This is a genomic window from Amycolatopsis jiangsuensis (assembly GCF_014204865.1).
In the GTDB taxonomy this organism is placed as follows: domain Bacteria; phylum Actinomycetota; class Actinomycetes; order Mycobacteriales; family Pseudonocardiaceae; genus Amycolatopsis; species Amycolatopsis jiangsuensis.
Genome location: NZ_JACHMG010000001.1, coordinates 1920494 through 1939664, shown reverse-complemented (window position 1 = coordinate 1939664; position 19171 = coordinate 1920494). Strand labels below are relative to the sequence as shown.

21 protein-coding genes and 3 pseudogenes are annotated in these 19171 nt (G+C 72.3%); 13 read left to right on the top strand and 11 right to left on the bottom strand.

What is annotated here, in order from left to right; all coding sequences use genetic code 11:
- The first annotated feature begins 40 nt into the window (after window positions 1-40).
- The gene (locus BJY18_RS08295; RefSeq protein WP_184779110.1) at window positions 41-1399 is read left to right on the top strand and encodes an MFS transporter; all 1359 of its coding nucleotides are present in this window, start codon (window positions 41-43) and stop codon (window positions 1397-1399) included.
- A gap of 512 nt (window positions 1400-1911) precedes the next feature.
- Window positions 1912-2367 carry a MarR family winged helix-turn-helix transcriptional regulator gene (locus BJY18_RS08290; RefSeq protein ID WP_184779108.1) on the top strand — a complete coding sequence of 152 codons (456 nt, stop codon included), beginning with the start codon at window positions 1912-1914 and terminating at the stop codon, window positions 2365-2367.
- 3 nt (window positions 2368-2370) lie between these two features.
- Here the strand turns inward: BJY18_RS08290 and BJY18_RS08285 are convergent, their stop codons facing one another.
- Entirely contained in the window at window positions 2371-2793 is a 423-nt protein-coding gene (locus BJY18_RS08285; RefSeq protein ID WP_184779106.1) for a DoxX family protein, read from the bottom strand.
- A 477-nt stretch (window positions 2794-3270) separates the two neighbouring features.
- Between BJY18_RS08285 and BJY18_RS08280 the strand changes: the two genes are divergently transcribed.
- Complete coding sequence (locus BJY18_RS08280) at window positions 3271-4122, top strand: NAD(P)-dependent oxidoreductase (protein WP_184779104.1); 852 nt, start codon at window positions 3271-3273, stop codon at window positions 4120-4122.
- On the opposite strand, the gene BJY18_RS08275 is transcribed toward BJY18_RS08280, so the two are convergent.
- Complete coding sequence (locus BJY18_RS08275; RefSeq protein ID WP_184779102.1) at window positions 4109-4927, bottom strand: LLM class flavin-dependent oxidoreductase; 819 nt, start codon at window positions 4925-4927, stop codon at window positions 4109-4111. The genes BJY18_RS08280 and BJY18_RS08275 overlap by 14 nt on opposite strands.
- Before the next feature lie 192 nt (window positions 4928-5119).
- On the opposite strand from BJY18_RS08275, the gene BJY18_RS08270 reads away from it, so the two are divergent.
- The gene (locus BJY18_RS08270; RefSeq protein WP_184779100.1) at window positions 5120-6337 is read left to right on the top strand and encodes a cytochrome P450; all 1218 of its coding nucleotides are present in this window, start codon (window positions 5120-5122) and stop codon (window positions 6335-6337) included.
- Window positions 6338-6343: 6 nt separating this feature from the next.
- Here BJY18_RS08270 and lexA read toward each other — a convergent pair whose 3' ends face one another.
- Window positions 6344-6997: a transcriptional repressor LexA gene (gene lexA, locus BJY18_RS08265; RefSeq protein WP_184779098.1), complete on the bottom strand. Its 654-nt coding sequence runs from the start codon at window positions 6995-6997 to the stop codon at window positions 6344-6346.
- A 120-nt stretch (window positions 6998-7117) separates the two neighbouring features.
- On the opposite strand from lexA, the gene BJY18_RS08260 reads away from it, so the two are divergent.
- Window positions 7118-8011 (top strand): hypothetical protein, encoded by an 894-nt coding sequence (locus BJY18_RS08260; RefSeq protein ID WP_184779097.1) that lies wholly within the window; start codon window positions 7118-7120, stop codon window positions 8009-8011.
- An 84-nt stretch (window positions 8012-8095) separates the two neighbouring features.
- Here BJY18_RS08260 and BJY18_RS08255 read toward each other — a convergent pair whose 3' ends face one another.
- Both BJY18_RS08255 and BJY18_RS08250 read right to left on the bottom strand, forming a co-directional pair.
- Window positions 8096-8407 carry a hypothetical protein gene (locus BJY18_RS08255; RefSeq protein WP_184779095.1) on the bottom strand — a complete coding sequence of 104 codons (312 nt, stop codon included), beginning with the start codon at window positions 8405-8407 and terminating at the stop codon, window positions 8096-8098.
- Between the two features lie 78 nt (window positions 8408-8485).
- A pseudogene (locus BJY18_RS08250) lies at window positions 8486-9085 on the bottom strand (LLM class flavin-dependent oxidoreductase); the annotation flags it as partial.
- Window positions 9086-9208: 123 nt separating this feature from the next.
- Here BJY18_RS08250 and BJY18_RS08245 point away from each other — a divergent pair.
- From BJY18_RS08245 to BJY18_RS08235, 3 genes and pseudogenes are all read left to right on the top strand, one after another.
- On the top strand, window positions 9209-9346 hold the full coding sequence (locus tag BJY18_RS08245) for a hypothetical protein (protein ID WP_184779093.1): 138 nt from the start codon (window positions 9209-9211) through the stop codon (window positions 9344-9346).
- A gap of 143 nt (window positions 9347-9489) precedes the next feature.
- A pseudogene (locus BJY18_RS08240) lies at window positions 9490-9597 on the top strand (helix-turn-helix domain-containing protein); the annotation flags it as partial.
- Window positions 9598-9828: 231 nt separating this feature from the next.
- Window positions 9829-10095 (top strand): hypothetical protein, encoded by a 267-nt coding sequence (locus tag BJY18_RS08235; RefSeq protein ID WP_184779091.1) that lies wholly within the window; start codon window positions 9829-9831, stop codon window positions 10093-10095.
- 3 nt (window positions 10096-10098) lie between these two features.
- Here the strand turns inward: BJY18_RS08235 and BJY18_RS08230 are convergent, their stop codons facing one another.
- On the bottom strand, window positions 10099-10461 hold the full coding sequence (locus BJY18_RS08230) for a VOC family protein (RefSeq protein WP_184779089.1): 363 nt from the start codon (window positions 10459-10461) through the stop codon (window positions 10099-10101).
- A gap of 86 nt (window positions 10462-10547) precedes the next feature.
- Between BJY18_RS08230 and BJY18_RS08225 the strand changes: the two genes are divergently transcribed.
- Window positions 10548-11684, top strand: coding sequence for a glutathione-independent formaldehyde dehydrogenase (locus tag BJY18_RS08225; protein WP_184779087.1), 1137 nt, complete (start codon window positions 10548-10550; stop codon window positions 11682-11684).
- A gap of 25 nt (window positions 11685-11709) precedes the next feature.
- Here the strand turns inward: BJY18_RS08225 and BJY18_RS08220 are convergent, their stop codons facing one another.
- The 4 genes and pseudogenes from BJY18_RS08220 to bla form a co-directional block, all read right to left on the bottom strand.
- Entirely contained in the window at window positions 11710-12717 is a 1008-nt protein-coding gene (locus tag BJY18_RS08220) for a DNA topoisomerase IB (protein WP_184779085.1), read from the bottom strand.
- 38 nt (window positions 12718-12755) lie between these two features.
- Complete coding sequence (locus BJY18_RS08215; RefSeq protein WP_184779083.1) at window positions 12756-13478, bottom strand: maleate cis-trans isomerase family protein; 723 nt, start codon at window positions 13476-13478, stop codon at window positions 12756-12758.
- A 122-nt stretch (window positions 13479-13600) separates the two neighbouring features.
- Window positions 13601-14008, bottom strand: a complete 408-nt coding sequence (locus BJY18_RS08210; RefSeq protein ID WP_184784507.1) for a DUF6010 family protein — start codon at window positions 14006-14008, stop codon at window positions 13601-13603.
- Between the two features lie 102 nt (window positions 14009-14110).
- Window positions 14111-15048: pseudogene (bla, locus tag BJY18_RS08205) on the bottom strand (class A beta-lactamase).
- Window positions 15049-15221: 173 nt separating this feature from the next.
- Between bla and BJY18_RS08200 the strand changes: the two are divergent.
- Genes BJY18_RS08200 through BJY18_RS08190 form a run of 3 tightly spaced genes read left to right on the top strand, consistent with a single transcriptional unit; the run spans window position 15222 to window position 17707 of the window.
- Window positions 15222-16106, top strand: a complete 885-nt coding sequence (locus BJY18_RS08200) for a LysR family transcriptional regulator (RefSeq protein ID WP_184779081.1) — start codon at window positions 15222-15224, stop codon at window positions 16104-16106.
- Window positions 16103-17008, top strand: coding sequence for a serine hydrolase (locus BJY18_RS08195; protein ID WP_184779079.1), 906 nt, complete (start codon window positions 16103-16105; stop codon window positions 17006-17008). Before BJY18_RS08200 ends, BJY18_RS08195 begins: the two co-directional genes overlap by 4 nt.
- Window positions 17009-17035: 27 nt before the next feature.
- Entirely contained in the window at window positions 17036-17707 is a 672-nt protein-coding gene (locus BJY18_RS08190; protein ID WP_184779077.1) for a TetR/AcrR family transcriptional regulator, read from the top strand.
- Between the two features lie 60 nt (window positions 17708-17767).
- On the opposite strand, the gene BJY18_RS08185 is transcribed toward BJY18_RS08190, so the two are convergent.
- Complete coding sequence (locus BJY18_RS08185) at window positions 17768-18487, bottom strand: S1 family peptidase (protein WP_184779075.1); 720 nt, start codon at window positions 18485-18487, stop codon at window positions 17768-17770.
- Between the two features lie 227 nt (window positions 18488-18714).
- Between BJY18_RS08185 and BJY18_RS08180 the strand changes: the two genes are divergently transcribed.
- Entirely contained in the window at window positions 18715-19131 is a 417-nt protein-coding gene (locus BJY18_RS08180; protein ID WP_184779073.1) for an STAS domain-containing protein, read from the top strand.
- The last annotated feature ends 40 nt before the right edge of the window (window positions 19132-19171 follow it).

The window sequence follows — 19171 nt, the reverse complement described above, 5'->3', positions numbered from 1 at the left end:
GTCAGGTAAAGTAGTTCTGGAGAAGAACTAAGGAGGAAGCGTGGCGGTCCTGCTGGAGCGGGCGCGGCCCCGTGCGGTGCGCGAGCATCCGCTGGCCGGGTGGTTCGCGGTCGGTGCGGTGTGTTTCGGCGCGTTCATGGGGCAGCTCGACGCCAGCATCGTCACGCTGACTTTTCCCGCACTGCAGCAGGAGTACGCCGAACCGCTGGCCGCGGTGCAGTGGGTGTCGCTCGCGTACCTGCTCACGCTGGTCGGGCTGCTGGCCGCGATCGGGCGGATCGCGGACGCGGTGGGCCGGAAGCTCACCTACGTGCACGGGTTCGCCGTGTTCACCACCGCTTCGATCGCCTGCGGGCTGGCACCGTCGCTCGGCTGGCTGGTCGGGTTCCGGGTGGTGCAGGCCCTCGGCGCGGCGATGCTGCAGGCCAACAGCGTGGCACTGGTCGTGCGAAGCGTCCCCCGCGAACGGATGCGGGCCGCGCTCGGGATCCAGGCCGCCGCGCAGGCACTCGGGCTCGCGCTCGGTCCCGCGGTCGGCGGGCTGCTGGTCGACAGCGTGGGCTGGCGCTGGGTCTTCCTGGTCAACGCGCCGGTCGGGCTGCTCGGCCTGATCGCGGGTCGCTACCTGCTGCCGCGGACCCGGGAACGCACGCCGCTCGGCCGGTTCGACGGCGCCGGGGTGCTGCTGCTGGCGACCGCGTCAACCGCGGTGCTGCTGGCGCTGTCCGGGGTGTCCGGGCTGGAGGTTCCCGGCTGGGCGGTCGCGGTGCTGATCGTGGTCGCGGTGGGTGCCGGAGCCGGGTTCGTGCTCCGGGAACGCACGGCGAGCAGCCCGATCGTGCGGCTGGACGTGCTGCGGCCGCCGGTGGTGTCGTTCGGGCTCGTGGGGGCGCTGTGCGGGTACCTGGTGCTGTTCGGGCCGTTGACCCTGTTGCCGCAGGTGTTCGGTGCCGAAGGTGGCCTCGGCCTGGTCCTGACCTGCCTGCCGGCCGGGTTCGCGCTCGCCGCGGTGCTGGCCGACCGGGTGCTGCCGGCCCGTCTCGGCGCGCGCGGCCGGACGGTGCTCGGCGCACTGGCCGCGGCGGCAGGCTGCGCCGGTCTGGGGGTGGCGTCCGCACCGTGGGAGGTGGGCGTGTCGCTGGTCGTGGCCGGTCTCGGTCTGGGAGTGTTCATCCCGGCGAACAACTCGGCCGTGATGGGCGCGATCCCGGCGGCGATGGCAGCCACCGGAGGTGGACTGGTGAACATGGCACGCGGCCTCGGTACGGCACTGGGCGTGGCAGTGGTGACGCTCTGCCTGCACACCGGCGGCGAACCCGCCGTCCTCGCGGTCCTGACCGGCGCCGGCCTCCTCGCGGCGGCCACCGGCCTGGCCTCCCGCGGCCAGGCGGCCCGGTGACGAGCGAGCCCGGCGCGCACCCCTCACGCACCGGCTCCGCCGCGGCGAAACCCGATTGCACAGCGCGAGCGTCCGACGCGCGGACCGGTCTCCAAGCGCCAGAACCCGGCGCGGGGTCCGGTCGTTCCGGGCGCGCGTCGGAAGCCGGCGCGCGGGGGCCGGCGTCGGCCGGTGGTGCCGCAGAGCCCGGCCGGGGTGGCGCTGGTTCCGGTCGGGAAGCGGTTGAGCGGGCGCCGGCGGGTGGTGCGGCGAGGTCTGGTCCGGGTGGCGGCGGTTCCGGCCAGCCCGGTCGGAAAGCCCGGCAGAGTCACGCCGGATCGTCGAAGTCCGGTGCGGAGGACGGTTCCGGTGCGCGGCCGGCGGAGTCCGGCCAGCCCGGCCGGGAGGTCCGGCAGAGTCACGCCGGATCGTCGAAGTCCGGTACGGAGAACGGTTCCGGTGCGCGGCTTGCGGAGTCCGGCTCAGAAAGTCCCGCAGCGTCGTCCGGGGGAACGCGGTCCTGGCCGGGGACCATGCCGCCGGAACCCGCGCTCGCTGACGTCGTGGCGCGGTTGCGGCGGGCGATGCGGCGGGCGGCCCGCACGGCCGATCCCGACAACACGCTGTCCGTCGCGCAGCTGGAACTGCTGTCCTGCCTTGCGGAAAACCCCGGGGCGCGGCCGAGCCGGGTGGCTCAGCTGCTGAAGCTCGCGCCGAACTCGGTCACCACCATGGTCACCGGGTTGCGGTCGCGGGATCTGGTCACCCGCACCAGCGGCGGTGACGACCGGCGGACGGTCGCGCTCGAGCTGACGCCGGCCGGCCGCGAGGCAGTCGACCGCTACCAGGGGCACAACGCGGCGATCCTCGCCGCCGCGCTCGACCGGGTGCATCCGGCGTGGCGGCACCTCATCGCCGCCGCGATCCCGGCGCTGGCTGAGCTCGTCGGCGCGATCGACGATCTCGCCGAGACCGGTCAGCCCGGCTGAGCCTCAGCTCCGCCGCGGTACCGCGTTCGTCCGCGGGCGCAGCGCGGCCAGAGCGCGGGCGAGGGTGAACTTGCCCGGCCCGGTGAACGCGAGCACCAGAAGCGCCCAGCAGAACATCGCCGATGCCTCGCCGCCGTTCTCGATGGGGAACAGGCCGCGCGGAAAGTGCACGGTGAAGTAGGCGAACGCCATCGAGCCCGACCCGAGCAGCGCCGCGACCCGCGTGCCGACGCCCAGGCACACGAGCGTGCCGGCGACGAACTGGATCACCGCCGCCCACCAGCCCGGCCACGCGCCCACCGGTGCCGGACCGCCCGCGCCGAGCAGCCCGAACAGGCTTTTCACGCCGTGGCAGGCGAAAAGGAAACCGATCACGATGCGGAACAACCCGAGCGCGTGCTCCCGGGCCGCATCCAGCCGATGCATACCGCCTCCACAGGGACTGATCAGGCGGACCGGGTGCACCCCGGTCCGCGAATGGTCCAGACCTTTCGGGTTCCGCGGCCCAGATATACCCGGGGCCACCAGGCGGCGACACCCGCGAAAGTCGGATTTCGCCCGATCTGCCCAATGCTTGCTGGCGTAATGCTGATTTCTGCGGTGCTTGCTTCACTTCGGTGCTGATGTGTGCGGTGCGTGATCCACCCGCTCCCTTCTCTCGGTGCCCGAGCCGAGATGTCCGATCCGTGGTGCTGATCCGTGGCGGCCGAACCCGCGGTGCCAGAGCCTCGATGCCCAATTCCCTCGGTGTTCGAGTTGCGATGCCTGATCCACTGGGCAGAACCCGCGGTGTCCGGTCCCTCGGTGTCGACGCTCGCGCTCGGTCCGACGGGCCCGCCCCGCGGCAGGCTCACCTCTGTGTCCTGGTTCCGCCGAGCGCCTCTGCGGCTACAGTGCTTTCCCATGGCTGATACCGAAATCCCCGTGGCGTTGCTGCATCCCGGTGCGATGGGTGCGGCGGTGGGTGCCGCGCTGTCCGGGCGCGGCGTACCGGTCGGCTGGGTGGCGCAGGGGCGTGGACCCGCGTCACGGCGGCGGGCGGCCGGATCCGGGCTCACCGAGCTGCCGGACTTCGCCGCGCTGGCCGGGTGCCGGATCGTGCTGAGCGTCTGCCCGCCCTCGGCGGCGGCCGACGTGGCGAGCCGGGTGGCGGCGACCGGTTTCGCCGGGATCTACGTCGACGCCAACGCGATCAGCCCCGGGCACGCGGTCGCGCTCGGCGAGTTGTTCGGACCGGACGTCACGGTCGTCGACGGCGGAATCGTCGGGCCGCCACCGCATTCGGCCGGTACCACCCGGCTTTACCTGTCCGGTGACGGGGACGCGCCGGCCACGGTCGCCGATCTCTTCGACGGCACGCCGTTGCGTGCGATCGTCCTCAATGGACCGTGCGGTCAAGCGTCCGCGTTGAAGCTGGGTTTCGCGTCGTACAACAAGCTCACCTTCGCCCTCGCCGCGCAGTCCTACGCGCTGGCCGCGCACCACGGCGTCGACGGGCAGTTGCGTGAGCTGGCAAGGGAAGTCCTGCCGGACACGCCACTGGGCAACCCCGCTCAGCTGGTCTCGGCCGGGCAGAAAGCCTGGCGCTGGGAGGGCGAGATGACCGAGATCGCCGCCGCGGTCGGGGCCGCGGACCTTGCCCCCGAGCTGGTCGCCGCGGTCGGCGAACTGTTCGCCCGCTGGCGGGAGCACCGCGACGACGCCGACGTCACGGTGGCGCAGCTGCTCGCCGCGTTGCGGCTCAGCGCCCGTTGAGGCGGGAGATCACCGGGGCGAAGGCCTCCAGGAACGCGCCGTTCACACTCACGTAGGAGGTGCCGTACTCCGCCCGCCGCCGTTCCAGCTCGTCGGCCGCCGCGCCCGGATCGTCGGGCAGGATCGTCAGGGACTCGTGCTCGATCAGCGTCGCGGCGTCGGCGCCGATGAAGCCGCGGACCCACGGCGGCACTTCGTCGCCCACCACGAAGACGTTCGTCGCCAGTTCCACGTCCCGGTCGCCGGCCGCGGCACGGACTTCCGCGGCGTGCGCGGCGAAATCCGCGCGACTGGTCAGCGGCGGGTCCGCCAGAGTCACGATGTCCGCCTGTTCGCCGGCGAGCTTCCGGGCACGAGGACCGCCCGCGGCGACCAGTATCGGAGTGTGCTCCTCGCCGTCGAGGCGACGCAGGTGGGCGATCGTGTCCGAGACCTGGGCGAGGCGTTCCTTGCCGGTGCCGTAAGGCAATCCCAGCTCGGCGGCGGCCGCACGCATGGCCGGCAGACCGGTGCCGAGGCCGAGTTCGAACCGGTGATCGGTGAGCACGCTCAGGCTGTGCGCCTCCCACGCGGCCGCGCGCGGCGTGCGCAGCGGACTGGCCAGCACGAACGAGCCGACCCGCAGCTCGGTCGTCACCGCCGCCGCCACCGCGAGCGCCGCCGTCGGCGTGGGCAACTGCAGATTGTCCGGCGACAGCAGGGTCGAGTAGCCGAGGTCTTCCGCGCGGCGCGCGGTCTCCCGCCACTGCGTGGCACCGCCCTGGGCCGCCGCCACCACTCCGAACCGGAACGCCTTCGTCGCCATGTCCGCTCACCCCCGGGAAAAGTAGTCGCTTCGATCCAACCACAAGCGCGGCACCGAGTGTGTCCCGTGGCCACTGGAAATCTCCCCGGAAGCCGAATCAAGCACTTGACTTAACTTGGCCGGGTCCGGTTGACTGATCACGAACCCGGACCGGCGCCGGGTGGGAGATCACCGCCTGCCGCAGGAGGACGCATGACCAGCACGCTCGATCCCGCCGGGGCGCCGGACTTCCCGATGCCCCGGGCGGCCCGCTGCCCGTTCGATCCGCCGCCCGCCGCCCGCGAACTGCAGGACGAGACACCGCTGGCCCGCGTGCGGCTGTGGGACGGCAGCACCCCGTGGCTGGTAACCCGCTACGCCGAGCAGCGCGCGCTGATGGCCGATCCGCGGGTCAGCGCGGACGTCACCCGGCCCGGCTACCCGGTGCAGGCACCGATGCCACCGGGCGGGACCGGAATCAGCTTCATCCTCATGGACGATCCGGAACACGGGCGGCTGCGGCGAATGGTCACCGGCGCCTTCACCGTCAAGCGCACCGAAACGCTGCGCCCGGCCGTGCAGCGGATCGTGGACGAGCAGATCGACGCGATGCTGGCCGGGCCGAATCCGGTCGACCTGGTGCGGGCCTTCGCGCTGCCGGTGCCGTCGCTGGTGATCTGCGAACTGCTCGGCGTCCCGTACTCCGATCACGATTTCTTTCAGGAGAACAGCCAGGCCCTGGTGCGCCGGTCCACCGATCCGGAGGAGCGCCACGCCGCGCACCGGGCGCTGATCGGGTACCTGGACGAGCTGATGGGCACGAAGCTCGCGCACCGCGACGACGCGCTGCTGTCCGGGCTGGCCGACCGCGTCGAGGCGGGGGAGCTGACCCGGGCGGAGGCCGCGCAGATGGGCGTGCTGCTGCTGATCGCCGGGCACGAGACCACCGCGAACATGATCGCACTCGGCACGTTGGCGCTGCTGCGTGATCCGGAGCAGCTGGCGCAGCTGCGGGACTCCGGTGACGATCCGGCCGCGGTCGCCTCGGCCGTCGAGGAACTGCTGCGCTACCTCACCATCACCCACAGCGGACGGCGCCGGGTCGCGCTCGAGGACATCGAGATCGCCGGGCGGACCATCCGCGCGGGTGAGGGCCTGATCATGGCCAACGACGTCGCCAACCGCGACGCGAGTGTGTTCCCCGACCCGGACCGGCTCGACCTGGCCCGCAATTCCCGCCGGCACGTCGCGTTCGGCTTCGGCGTGCACCAGTGCCTCGGGCAGCCGCTGGCCCGGCTCGAACTGCAGGTCGTGTACAGCACGCTCTACCGCAGGATCCCGACGCTCGCGCTGGCCGCGGACGTCGAGGACATCCCGTTCAAGCACGACGGTTCGGTCTACGGCGTGTACGAGCTGCCGGTCACCTGGTAAGCGGCGTCAGACGCTGCGCAGCACCGAAACCACGGCGCCGAGTACCACGGCCCGGTCTCCGTCGATCACGTCGTAGGCCGGGTTGCGCGGCTCGAGGAACACGTGCCCGTCGCGGCGGCGGTAGACCTTGACCGTGGCCTCCTCGTCGATCATCGCGGCGACGATCTGGCCCGAATGCGCCTCGGACTGCTGCTTCACCACCACGATGTCGCCGTCGCAGATCGCCGCGTCGACCATCGAGTCCCCGCGCACGCGCAGCCCGAACACCGTGCCCCGGCCGGTCAGCCCGCGCGGCAGCTGGAGGGTGTCGTCCACGTGCTCCTGCGCGGCGATCGGCGTGCCGGCCGCGATGTCGCCGACCACCGGCACGCTGACCGAGTCGCCGTCCTCGCGCGCCGGGACGTCCCCGAGGAAGGCCCGCACGTCGATCGGGCGTGACATCGTGGCGCTGCGGCGCAGGAAACCCTTGTCCTCGAGCGCGGCGAGGTGCCTGGACACCGTGGAGGTGGACCGCAGCCCGACCGCCTCGCCGATCTCCCGGGTGCTCGGCGAATACCCGTGCCGTCCGACCCAGTCCCGGATCGTGGCGAGGATGTGCTGCTGCCGCGGCGGCAGCGCCGAGGCGTCGAGGTCGTCGAAGAAGTCGTCGTAGGCACCCACCTGCGGAATCGTAGAGGTCGCGCGGCCGGTGGCGTGGGCCCGGGTCGGTTCCTGCAGTGGGCACCGGACCGGCGTCGCTAAACTGACTGCGACCGGACGGTGACGGAGGGGGAGAGTCGCATGGGATACCCGGGAATGCCGACGCCACCGGGGCAGGCCGGTCGGGGCGTGCAGGTGCCGCTGCGCCTGGTGGTGGCGGGGGTCGCCGGGCTGGCCGAGCTGGTGGTGCTGGGCATCGAGGCCGTGGAACTGATCGACCACCTCAACGACGACCTGAAGACCTTCGTGCACGGGGTGATCACGCTGCTCGGCCTGGTCGCCCTCGGCGGCGCAGCGCTGACAGCGCAGCGGCGGCTGGGGCCGGGCCGGATCCTGCTGCTGACCGCGGTGGTCCAGCTGGTGCTCGCGATCCTGGGCGCGAACGGCGCGTTCAAGTGGAGCCGCAGCAGCACCTTCGAAGCGCTCGTGTATCCGGCGGCGGTGGCCGGGCTGGTCGGGGTCGCGTTGTGCGTACCGAAGATCGCCGAGTGGGTGCAGCCGCAGGCCCCGTGGACCGGCGGCGCACCGGCGCCCCCGGGATGGGGATACCCCGCCCTGCCGCAGCCGGGCGCCGTGCCGCAGAACTGGCCGGGACCTCCGCTGCAGCCAGGATTCGCGGCGCCACCGCCACAGCCCGGGGAGGCTGCTGCACCGTCTTTCGGCGACCCGACAGCGCCGCAGCCTGGTTTCCCGGCCGGCTGGACGCCTGGTTTCGGGGCGGCGCAGCAAGTTCCGTCGGGTTATGCGGCACCGCAGGCGCCGCAGCCGCAGTCGGGTTTCCCGGTCGGCTGGACGCCTGGGTATGGCGCGGCGCAGCAACTCGCGCCGGGTTGTCCGGCGCCGCAGCCACAGTCTGGGGCGTCGCCCGGGTTCGGGGCGCCGCAGCAATCCCCGCCGGGGCAGCCCGTGCAGCAGGCACCGCAGCCGGGGTATCCGCAGCCGCCGTACCCGCCTGCGGGACCGTCCTCACGGTAGCCGCGTCGTAGCTCCACAATGGACTGACCGGTCCACCGGGTCACCATCCGGCTGGCTTGTCCACCTCCTTGCCGGCCAGGGCGATCAGGCGGGTGGGCGCGGGTGAGGATCGCCGTTTCGGTCCGGGCGCCCGCCCGGGGCCGGGGGAGACCACCGCAGGCGCAGCGCGTGCACGAAGGCGAGCGCGCACGTCGCCAGGAAACCCGCGAACCCGAGTCCGCCCGAACCGGCGAGCACGCCGGTCGCGAACGCCACCACGGCGGTGAAGTCGGCCAGCAGGAGCACGGTGCGCCAGCGGATGCGTTCGACGCGCGCGCGGGCAGCGAACGTGTGCCCGGTCAGCGAGGGCGGCAGGTCATCCTCGAGTTCGCGCAGGACGTCGTGCTCGTTCGGCATGGCAGCTCCTCGGGTGGGTGACCCGGTTCGCGTACCCGCGCGTGCGCCCGTTATGCGTGAGGTCGTGAAGCCGGTGTCCTAGACGGACTGGGCGAGGTCGAGGGTGCGGTCGCGTTCGTTGAGGGGGATCACGATCGCGTCGGTCACGCCGGCGTCCTGGTAGCGCTTCAGTGCGTCGCTGATGGCCGTTTCGTCACCGATGACGACGGTGTCGGCAGGGCCGGCGAGACCGGCCCGGTCGAGCGACGCGCGATAGGCGGGCAGGTTGCCGACCCCGGCGAGCTGGTCGGTGACGCCCGCGCGTGCCTGGTCGGCGTCCGGCGCGAGGTAGGTGACGACCGCGGCGACGAGCCGGGCACCGGGACCGGTGTGCGGGGCGATGAGACCGCTGATCATGTCCGGGGTGACCCAGGTGGTGATCACGCCGTCGGCCAGGTCGTGGGCCAGTTCGAGCATCTTCGGGCCCAGGGCGGAGAGCAGCAGGGTGGGTGCGGGCGCGGTGACGTCGAGGTGGGTGTCGACCCGGAAGAACTCGCCGTCGTGGTGGACGGGCTCGCCGTGCAGCAGCCCGCGCAGGACGGTGAGGTATTCGCGGGTGTGGCGCAGCGGTGAGGTGTAGGACAGTCCCAGTTGGTCTCGGATGTACCAGGCGTGGCTGGGGCCCACGCCCAGCACGAGGTCGGCAGGCGTCGCGGCTTGGAGGGTGAGGGCTTCGGCGGCCGTGGTGACCGGGTGCCGGGGTTAGGTGGCGGTGATGGCGGTCCCGACCTCCCGGGGACGGAGGGGCAGGTGGCGAGGAGGGTGAGCGGGTCCCAGCCGCCGGGGTTCTGGCTCGTCCAGAAGCTCGTGAGGCCCCGTGCGGCGGCGTCCGCGGCCGCCGCGGCGACCACGGTGGCGCTGGCAGAGCTGATCAGTGAGGTGCCGATGTTCATGGGGTGATCCCACCGGCTTCCTCTGCCGTGAGCGAGACCCAATCGCACTGTGTGGCGATGAGTTTTCGTTATCGTCAGTGATGAGGGCCGGCTGCGGAGGTCGTGGTGGAGCTGAGGGCGTTGCGGTACTTCGTCACGGTGGCCGATTAGCTGCACTTCGGCCGTGCTGCCGAGCGGTTGGGGATCGGGCAGCCGGCGGTGAGTCTGCAGGTGGCGCGGCTGGAGACCACGCCCGACCTGCGTGTCGTCGTTCGTACGGGCGTTCGCCGGCCCGAAGCCGTCTCCCCGCTCGACGCCGCGATGAGCTCGTCGCTGTAACGGGTCGAGGCCGGAATGCTCGCCGGCCCGCAGACAGGCCTCCTCGCGCGTTCGGAGAGAGGCGTCACGGCGCTACCGTTGCGGCGATAGTCCTTTGTAGACTCAGCGAGGTCTTCAGGGAGACCCGCGCGATCCGCGTCTATCCGCGGTTCGCCGGGGTACCCGGGTGACATGCTGAAGATCGATCCCGACGCGGCACGGACCATCCAGCGGCTGGCGACCGAGCAGGGCGTGGCGCCCGAGGGCGGGCTGCGCATCACCGCCCGCGACGGTTCCGCGGACCTGGCGACGTCGGTGTCCGCGATGGCCACGGACACCGACACCGTGCTCACCGACGACCGGACCGGCGCCCGCGTGTTCCTCGACCAGGCCAGCTCCGACGCCCTCGACGGCCGGGTCCTGGTCGTCGGCGAGCACGGGGACTTCACCACCCGCTGAGGCTCAGGACCGCGCGGGCAGCACGCAGAACTCGTTCCCGCCCGGATCCGCCAGTACGATCCACGGATCGTCCGGCGGGTCCTCGAGCACCCTGGCGCCCAGCGTCACCAGACGCTCCACTTCGGACCGCTGGTCCAGCTGGTCCGGGGCCACGTCGAGGTGCAGCCGGTTCTTGCCCGCCTTCCCCTCGGGTACCGGCTGGAACAGGATCGACGGCCGGTCCGGCGCCTTCAGCTCCACGTACGTGCGCCCGTGGCTGTCCTCCCACCGCTGTGGCAGCGGGTAGTCCAGCGCTTCGCGCCAGAACTCGGCGAGCGCGTCGGCGTCCCGGCAGTCGATGGCGATCGCGATCAGGCGGCTGCTCATGGAGGCGGCGTACCCGGATCGGAGCGGGATTACCCGCCGGTGCGGCGGGGTAGCCGTGGGGACGACCGAACAGGAGGCGAACCGCGATGAAGGCAGTTGTCTACGAAGGCCCGCGGCAGGTGGCGGTGAAGGAGGTTCCCGAACCGCGCATCGAAACGCCAGGGGACGCCGTCGTGCGGATCACCACCACCAACATCTGCGGGTCCGACCTGCACATGTACGAGGGCCGCACCAACGTCGAGGAGGGCAAGATCCTCGGCCACGAGAACATGGGTGTGGTCGTGGAAACCGGTCCCGGCGTCACGCGGATCGCGATCGGGGACCGGGTGTCGGTGCCGTTCAACATCGCCTGCGGGGCGTGCCGTTCGTGCGAGACCGGGTGGACGTCGTTCTGCCTGCGCGCGAATCCCACCGACGGGGTGGACGGCGCCGCCTACGGGTACGCCAACATGGGCCCCTACGACGGAGGTCAGGCCGAGTACCTGCGCGTGCCGTGGGCCGATTTCAACCTGCTGGAACTGCCGCCGGGTGACGAGCACGAGAACGACTTCACCATGCTCTCGGACATCTTCCCGACCGGCTGGCACGGCACCGAACTGGCCGGGATGACCCCCGGCGACCGGGTCGCGGTGTTCGGCGCCGGTCCGGTGGGGCTGATGGCCGCGCACAGTGCCGTGCTGCGCGGCGCGGCCGAGGTCTACGTGGTCGACAAGGAACGCGACCGGCTCGCGATGGCGGAGAAGATCGGCGCGAACCCGATCGACCTGGCCGAGGCGGATCCGGTGGAGCAGATCCTCGCCGCGACCGGCGGGGTCGGCGCCGACTGCGGCGTCGAGGCGGTCGGGTACCAGGCCCACGATTCGGCCGGTGCCGAGCACCCCGAACTGGTGCTGGACAACCTCGTGAAGGTCGTCCGGTCGACCGGCGGCATCGGCGTGGTCGGCGTCTACCTGCCCCAGGATCCCGGCGCGGCCAGCGAAGGGGCCAAACAGGGCCGGATCGCCTTCGACTACGGCAGTCTCTTCATGAAGGGCCAGCAGATGGGCACCGGGCAGGCGCCGGTGAAGCGGTACAACCGGCAGCTGCGCGACCTGATCATCGAGGGCCGGGCGCGGCCGTCGTTCCTGGTGTCCCACGAGATGTCCCTGGCCGAAGCCGCCGAAGGCTACGAGCGTTTCGACCGCCGCGATGACGGCTGGACCAAGGTTCTCCTGCGTCCGTGAGCACTTCGCGGCCTGCCCCGCGAAATCACGAGTGGCGCGACAGCAGCCGGATCGTCGCGCGCTCCAGCACCTCCCGCGCGTCCTCACCGTCGAGCCGGCCCGCACGTCGCAGCGCCGGCTCGATGGTGCTCGCGTCACGGTAGGCGGACACGATCCGAGGGTCCACATAGGACGCCCGGCAGACCGCTGGGGTGTTGCCCAGCGCCTCGGACACCTCGCGCATCACCGCGGCTTCGTGGCGTTTGCCCGCTCGCTGTGACTGCGCCGGACCGGTTGCCGCGAACGCGGTGGCGGCCAGTACGGTCGCATTCCAGGTACGCAAATCCTTCGCGGTGCAGCCGTTCCCGGCCAGTTCCTTGAACCGCTCGTTGACGGCGTCCGCGTGAATTTCCCGCCAGCCGTCGCGGGTCCGGTACACCAGCAGCCGGTCATTGCCGGGGTCGGCGCGCAGGAGAGCGCGCACCACCCCGACAAGTGCTTCGTCGGAAATGCAGACGCTGCGGTGGAGGCCGCCCTTGGCGGGGTACTCGAAAACGCAGGCGTCGCCGCGGATCCGCGCGTGTTCCCGCAGGAGGGTTGCCACTCCGTGCGTACCGTTCTCTTCGGCGTACTCCTCACCCCCGGTGCGGAAGATGCCGCGGTCGAGCATCCGGAGAGCAGCGGCCAGGACCCGGCGTTCGGTGAGCCCCCGGCCGGCGAGGTCCGCGTCGATCTGGCGGCGCCATTCCGGCAGCCGTCTCGCCATCGCGAGGACCCGGTCGTGTTTCTCCTCGTCCCGGCGACGGCGCCATTCTGCGTGGTAGAGGTACTGTTTGCGCCCGGCGTCGTCGGTGCCGACCGCTTGCACGTGCCCGTGCGGATCCGGCGAGATCCACACGTCGCGCCAGGCAGGCGGAATCACCAGCCGCTTGATCCGCGCGAGCGTTTCCGGATCGGTCAGGCGGGCGCCGGACGGTGCGCCGTAGGAGAAGCCGCGCCCGCGCCGCCGCCGGCTGATGCCCGGTTCGCCGAGCGCGCTGCGACGGAGTTTCACCGGCGCCGAATACCCGCTCTCGCGGGCCCGACACGGATCTACGCCAGCAATGTACCGAGCCCCGCCCCGGTGGCTGGCTGTCCGAGCAGAGTGAGCGCATGCCACACGGTCACCTGCGTCGCGGTGAGCACGGGCTTTCCCGTACGCCGTTCGAGATCGGCCAGCAGGGGCGCGGTGTGCAGGGCGGTCTCGGGCACCAGCACGGCGGCGGCATCCGGGCTGTCGGCTTCGCGCACCAGATCGGTGATCGGGCCGGGACCCCAGGTCGCGAGATCCCGGTCGGAGGCCGCGTCGCGCGAGACGTCGCTGACCGTCTCGATCCCTTCCGCAGCCAGGAAATCGACGAACGCTTCGGTGATGTCGGGCTGGTAGACCGAGGCCAGTGCGATCCGCGAGAGACCGAGGTGCCGTGCGGCCGCGACGAAGGCCAGCGACGTGCTGCTCGCCGGGATCCCGAGCGCGGTCCGCAGTGCCTCGGCCTGGGCCCGCGCCCCAGCCGGGCCGTCGAGGAAACTGCAGCTCGAACACGCCCAGCTGACCACGCGCGGTTTCGGGTCGAAGGCGGCCGCCGCCGCGACGAGACGGCCCGGCTCGCCCAGTTCCCGCACCGCGGCCCGCAGGCTTGCCCGCTCGATGGTCGCGGGCTGCTGTCCCCATGGCACGTAAGCGAAATCCACTGCCGGGCTCGAGTCCAGCCGCCCGGCCAGCAGGGTGAAGTCGTCCTCACCGCAGTCCCGGGTCGGGTACAGCAGGCCGATCATCGGGCCTCCGCCGGGACGGCACCCTCGCGGGGCGGGCCGGTGAAGTCCTGGGTGGGGCCGATGCGGAACAGGACCCGGAGCGGCATGGGCTCTCCTCGTCGTAGGGGCCGGATCGCTCCACCCTAGGCACGGCTGCCGGCAGGCCGCAGCCTGGCCAGGACCGCGTGCACCGACGGGCCGCCGCCGAGGCACCACACCGCGATGATCGGGTCGCAGAACGCGCAGCCGAGCGAGGAATGCGCGGCGAACGGGATGATCGGCGTTCCCCGCAGATGGTGCACGACATCCCATCCGGTGTGCAGCAGCCAGGCGACTCCGATCCAGGGGTAGGACTCCAGCCCGCGGTAGGCGCAGTAGGTCACTGCCGCGGTGAACACGAATTCCCAGCCGCCCATCGACCCGCCGCTGAGGTAGGCGGCACCGGCCCCGGCGACCAGCACGGCGTCGACCTTCCGGCACGCCGGTTCCGGCAGGAACGACTGCAGTGCCACGTAGGCGAGTCCGACGAGGACAGCGGTGACGATGACCATGCGGCTCACGCCAGGACCGGCGCCCCTCCCCGGACAGGCGCCGGGAAGACAGGTACCGACGGGATTTCGCCAACCCGGTCCGAAGTGGACGCGCCCGTCCGTTCACGGCAGCGCCCGCACCACTTCGGCGGTGGCTTGGGCGAGCAGGGCGTCGTCGTAGTCGGCGTCCTGGGCCTGTTTGCTGCTGAGCAGCACGAGCACGATCGGCGCGCGGTGCGGGGGCCACAGGACCGCGATGTCGTTGCGGCCGCCGTACTCCGCGCTGCCGGTCTTGTCGGCGACCTGCCAGCCGGACGGCACGCCCGCGCGGATCGTCGCCGCACCCGTGGTGTTGGCGCGCATCATGCCCAGCAGGATGTCCCGGTCGCCGGGGGACAAGGCGGCGCCCAGCGCGCACCGGCGCAGATCGGCCGCCCAGGCACGGGGCGTGGTCGTGTCGCGGACGTCGCCGGGGGTGGCTTCGTTGAGGCTGGTCTCGGTGCGGTCGACGTGCGTGGTGGCGTCACCCATCCCGCGCAGCGACGAGCCCAGTGCGGCAGGCCCGCCGATCTGCCGGAACATCAGGTTCGCCGCGGTGTTGTCGCTGTAGCGAAGCGCCGCGTCCAGTACCTGCCGGAGCGGCATCCCGGTGTCGGTGTGCTTCTCGGTGATCGGCGAGTTCGCGACGAGGTCGCCGGCCTGGTACCGGACGATCTGGTCGAGGTCGTCGTCCCGCTCGAGGATGGTCGCCGCGCTGAACACCTTGTGCGTGGAGGCGTAGGCGAACCGCTCGTCGGCGCGGTAGGCGACGTCGCGACCGTTCGCGGTGTCCACCGCATAGACGCCCAGGCGGGCGCCGAAGGTGCGCTCCAGCTTCGCGAAGCCAGGACTCGGTGCGGCAGCGGACGTCGCGGCCGAGGTCGCGGCGGGCGCCGGTGCGGCGCAGGCGGTGAGCGAGACAACGGCGGCGAGGGCGGTGACGGCGGTGGCGACAGCGGCAACGGCACGAGAGCGACTGGAGCAACGGCAGCCACGTGAGTCCCGGGAGTCCCGGGAGTCACTGCTGCCACGGGGACCCCTGAAGCCTTTGCGGCCTCTGGTGACGGGATTCGGCCTGCGGGACACGAAGGTCTCCTTCCGGAAGTCGATCAGCTCCCGTAGTCTCACCAGCCTTCGTCATGCTGTCCAAGACGCGTCTGCACATCATGATGCGATTCCGGCATACTGTCTGGTCATGGACCTGGTCGGCAGCTGCAGAGCGTTCGTGAGTGTGAGTGAAGCGGGCAGCTTCACCGCCGGCGCGGCCGCCGCGCGCATCCCGCAGCCGGTGGCCAGCCGCCGGATCGCCGCGCTGGAGCGGCATCTGGGGGAACGGCTGTTCGATCGTTCGACGCGGCGCGCGCGGCTGACCCCGTTCGGCCGCGACATGCTGGCTTCCGCGCACCGTCTCGTGCGGCTGGCCGATGCGATGGAGGACGACGCCGGGCGCGCCAAGCGAAGGCCACTGCTGCTGGCCGTGCCGGACACCTGCACGACCCGCGATCTCGCCGAACTCGACGCCGAGGCGCGCGGACACGAGGTGTTCCTGGAATTCCGCGTGGCCGGCCCGGCCGAGCGCGCGGAGCTCGTGCGCAAGCAGGAGGTGGCGGCCGCGCTGGCCGCGGTGCCCGCCGAGGAGGGCGCCTGGACCGTACCGCTCGGGCTGGCGGGCGAGACCGAGCCGGAAGACCGGGTGATCCACCTGGAGACGTTGCGGGCCGGGCGATCCGCCGCGGCGCGCCGCCGGGTGTGGATCCAGCCCGAGGACGACGTGCCGCACCTGCGCGACCGGCTGTTCCGGGCCCGGGACGCGGCGGGGCTGCGACCGGCGCAGGTCGTGGTCGCCGGCACGCTCACCGCGGCCGCGGCGAGTGTCTTCGGCTCCGCGGATCTGCTGCTGTGCTCGGCCGGGCAGGCTCGGGAACTGGGCCTGGCCTGGCGCCCGGCCGGCGGGATCCGGCTCGCCCGCGGTTTCGAAGTGGTGGCCGGCCTCGGCGACGACGCCCGGAAACTCCGTGCCCGGCTGCGGCCGGCGATCGCCCGCTGTCTCGGCGCCGGCGAGACGGAGGTGGCCCGGTGAACTTCGAACGACTGCTGCGGCGGCTGCGCGACGATCTGGCCGAGGGCGGGCTGCGTGGTTCGTTCCTGGTGCGGGACCTGGCGACCGGTGCGGAGATCGGACTCGACGCGGACCGCGAGTTCCCGGCCGCGTCACTGGTCAAGGTGCCGCTCGTGGCAGTGACGCTGGACCGGATCCGCCGCGGCGAACTGGACGGCGCCCAGCCGGTCGAGTTCACACCGGAGCCGGCCGCGACCGCCGGGCTGACCGGCCTCGCCCGGTTTCGGCATCCGGCGCGGGTGGCCGTGGACGACCTGCTGTACCTGGCCGTCGCGATCAGCGACAGCACGGCCGCGGACGCGCTGTTCGCGCTGACCCCGCCGACCGAGGTCGCCCGGACGGTCCGCGGCTGGGACCTGACCGGGATCTCGGTCCGGCACGGGCTCGCCGAACTGGGGGACACCCCCGCGGAACGGTTCGCCGACGACGAGCTGCACCTGGCACATTCGCTGGCCATCGGCGCGGCCACCGCCGGACAGGGACACCCGGTGTCCCAGCTGGACATCAGCCGGGCCAGCTCCTGCTCCGCCCGTGCCTGCACCGACCTGCTGACCGCGCTGTGGACGCCGTCGAAGATCGACGCCGGCGTCGCCGCGCAGGTGCGTGAGCTGATGGGCCAGAACCTGCTGCGGCACCGGCTGGCCCCGGATTTCGCCGCCGACTCCGCGAAGTGGTCCTCCAAGACCGGCACGGTGCTGAACCTGCGGCACGAGATCGGGGTGGTGGAACACGCCGACGGACAGTCGTTCGCGGTCGCCGCGCTCACCGAGTCCAACGTGCCCGCCGGGGTGCAGCCGGAGGCGGAGATCCTGATGGCCCGCACCGCCCGCGCACTGCGGGACCACCTGCGTGGCCGTGGCTGAGCACCGGCGCCGCCGTAGGGTGAACCGATGAGCGAGGGCGCCAGTCCCACCACCGGTTCCACGGCCGGTCCCAGCACGGGATCGACCACCGGCCGGCCGTTGCGCCGGGACGCCCGCCGGAACCGGGACCGGATCCTGGAGGCGGCGAGGGACCTGTTCGCCCGGCGCGGCCTCGACGTCGGGATGGCCACCGTGGCCCGGCACGCGGGCATCGGCGTGGCCACGCTCTACCGGCGCTTCCCCACCAAGGAAGCGTTGGTGCGGGCGGTGTTCACCGAGCAGTTCGCCGCGTGCGGCGCGGTGCTGGACGAGGCGGTCGCCGATCCCGACCCGGGACGAGGATTCCGCACTCTGGTGGAAAGGCTGTGCGAACTGCAGGCAGCCGACCGCGGGTTCAGCGCGGCGCTGCAGGCCGGGTTCGCCGAACCGGAGGAGGTGGCCACCGAACGTGCGCACGCCTTGGGCCGGTTCGCCGGCCTGGTCGAACGCGCGCAGGCCGCCGGTGCCCTGCGCGCGGACTTCGTCCCGGAGGACCTGATTCTGGCGATGGCCGCCAACAACGGCGTGATCGCCGCCGCGCCGGCCGCCGATCCCGCTGCCTCGCGCCGCCTGGCGGGCTACCTGCTGAGCGCCTTCCGGCCGGGCGACCCGGAAACGCTGCCGCACCCGGTACGGCTCGCGCCGCACCGGGTGCTGTGACTTGCCGGGTGATACCGCACCCGGGCCCGGCGCGCGGGGCGCCGGACCCGGGCACGGGGATCAGACGCCCGCGACCGAGGAGATCCAGTCGCGGTACTGGGTGATGTTGATGTAGGCGGTGTAGGACTGCCGGTCGCTGGTGGAGGCGACACCGACCTGCTTGCCGTTGGCGTACATCGGGCCGCCGGAGTCGCCGCCGGCGGTGATGCCGTCACCGCGGTCCGCGCACACCGAGACACCGGCCGCGCCGTCCGGGCAGTCCACCGAGTTGACGCTGACCTTGGCGACCTTCAGCAGCTGCGACTGGCACTCGATCTCCGGCTTGTCGGTGCAGGTCGCACCCCAGCCGAAGACCTGGGCCTCGTCGCCGACCTTGACGTCACCCTCGCTGCCCAGTGGCGCGTAGTCGGTCTGCACCTGCTGGTCGATCTGCACCAGCGAGATGTCCGCGTCCGGCGACTCGTGCACCGAGGTGGCCTTCACCTCGGTGCCCTTGGTCTGGTCCAGATCGCCGACGTGGAAAGTGATGTCCTGGCCGTCGGCACCCTGGGTGCAGTGCCGGGCGGTGAGGATCCAGTCCGGCGCGATGATCGTCGCCGAGCAGATTTCCTGGCCACCGGCGAACATCCGGGCGGCGGCGTGCAGGGAGTCGGCGTTGCTCCCGTCGATGATGGCGGGCTGGGCGCCGCCGGGGGCCGGGGCGGCGGCAGCCGGCACGGCGGCGGCCAGTGCGGTGAAGGCGAGGCCGGACAGAACGGCGGCGGTACGTGCGATGCGCACTTCGAGATCAGCTCCAACTGGGCCAGGATCCGCGGGGACACGGTGTTGGTCAGGGACGCACCCACCGTCGCGATTGTCGGTGAATTACGGAACCCGACGAAGGTCGGTCGCTGCGAAGATCCGACTTTCGTCGTGGTCCCGCGGGAGCATCCGCCGGTTACCCCGCCGAACGGGCCGGACGCGGAGTGTGAGCGGGCTCACTGCGGGCCGCAGGCCAGAATGGAGGCATGGCAGCCGGATCGCAGGGATCGCCACGGCTCAGGTCGTCGTACCGCTACGACGACCTGGACGTGCTCACCGTGCTGCTGTCCGGGGAGCTGGACGAGGGCACGGCGCTGGTCGTGGTGCGTGCGGTGACGTTCGCGCTCGACAAGCGCCCGCACGCGCTGGTGCTCGACCTCGCGGACCTGAGCGCGCTGACCCGCGCCGGCCTGCACGTGCTGCGCGCGGCACAGGACCGCGCCGCCACGGAAGGCGTTGCGCTGCGGCTGGTCGTCCCCGCGGCCGGGGTGGCCGGCCGCACCCTCGCCGAGGCCGGGATGGCGGCGGTGTTCGACGTCTACCCCGACCTCGCCGCGGCGCGGGTCGAGAACGACCGCACCCGGTTCCTGCGGCGAATGCGCCGGAGGCTCGGCGGCCGGTGAACGGTCGCGCCGGCCGGCCCGGCAACGGCCGCGGCGGCGG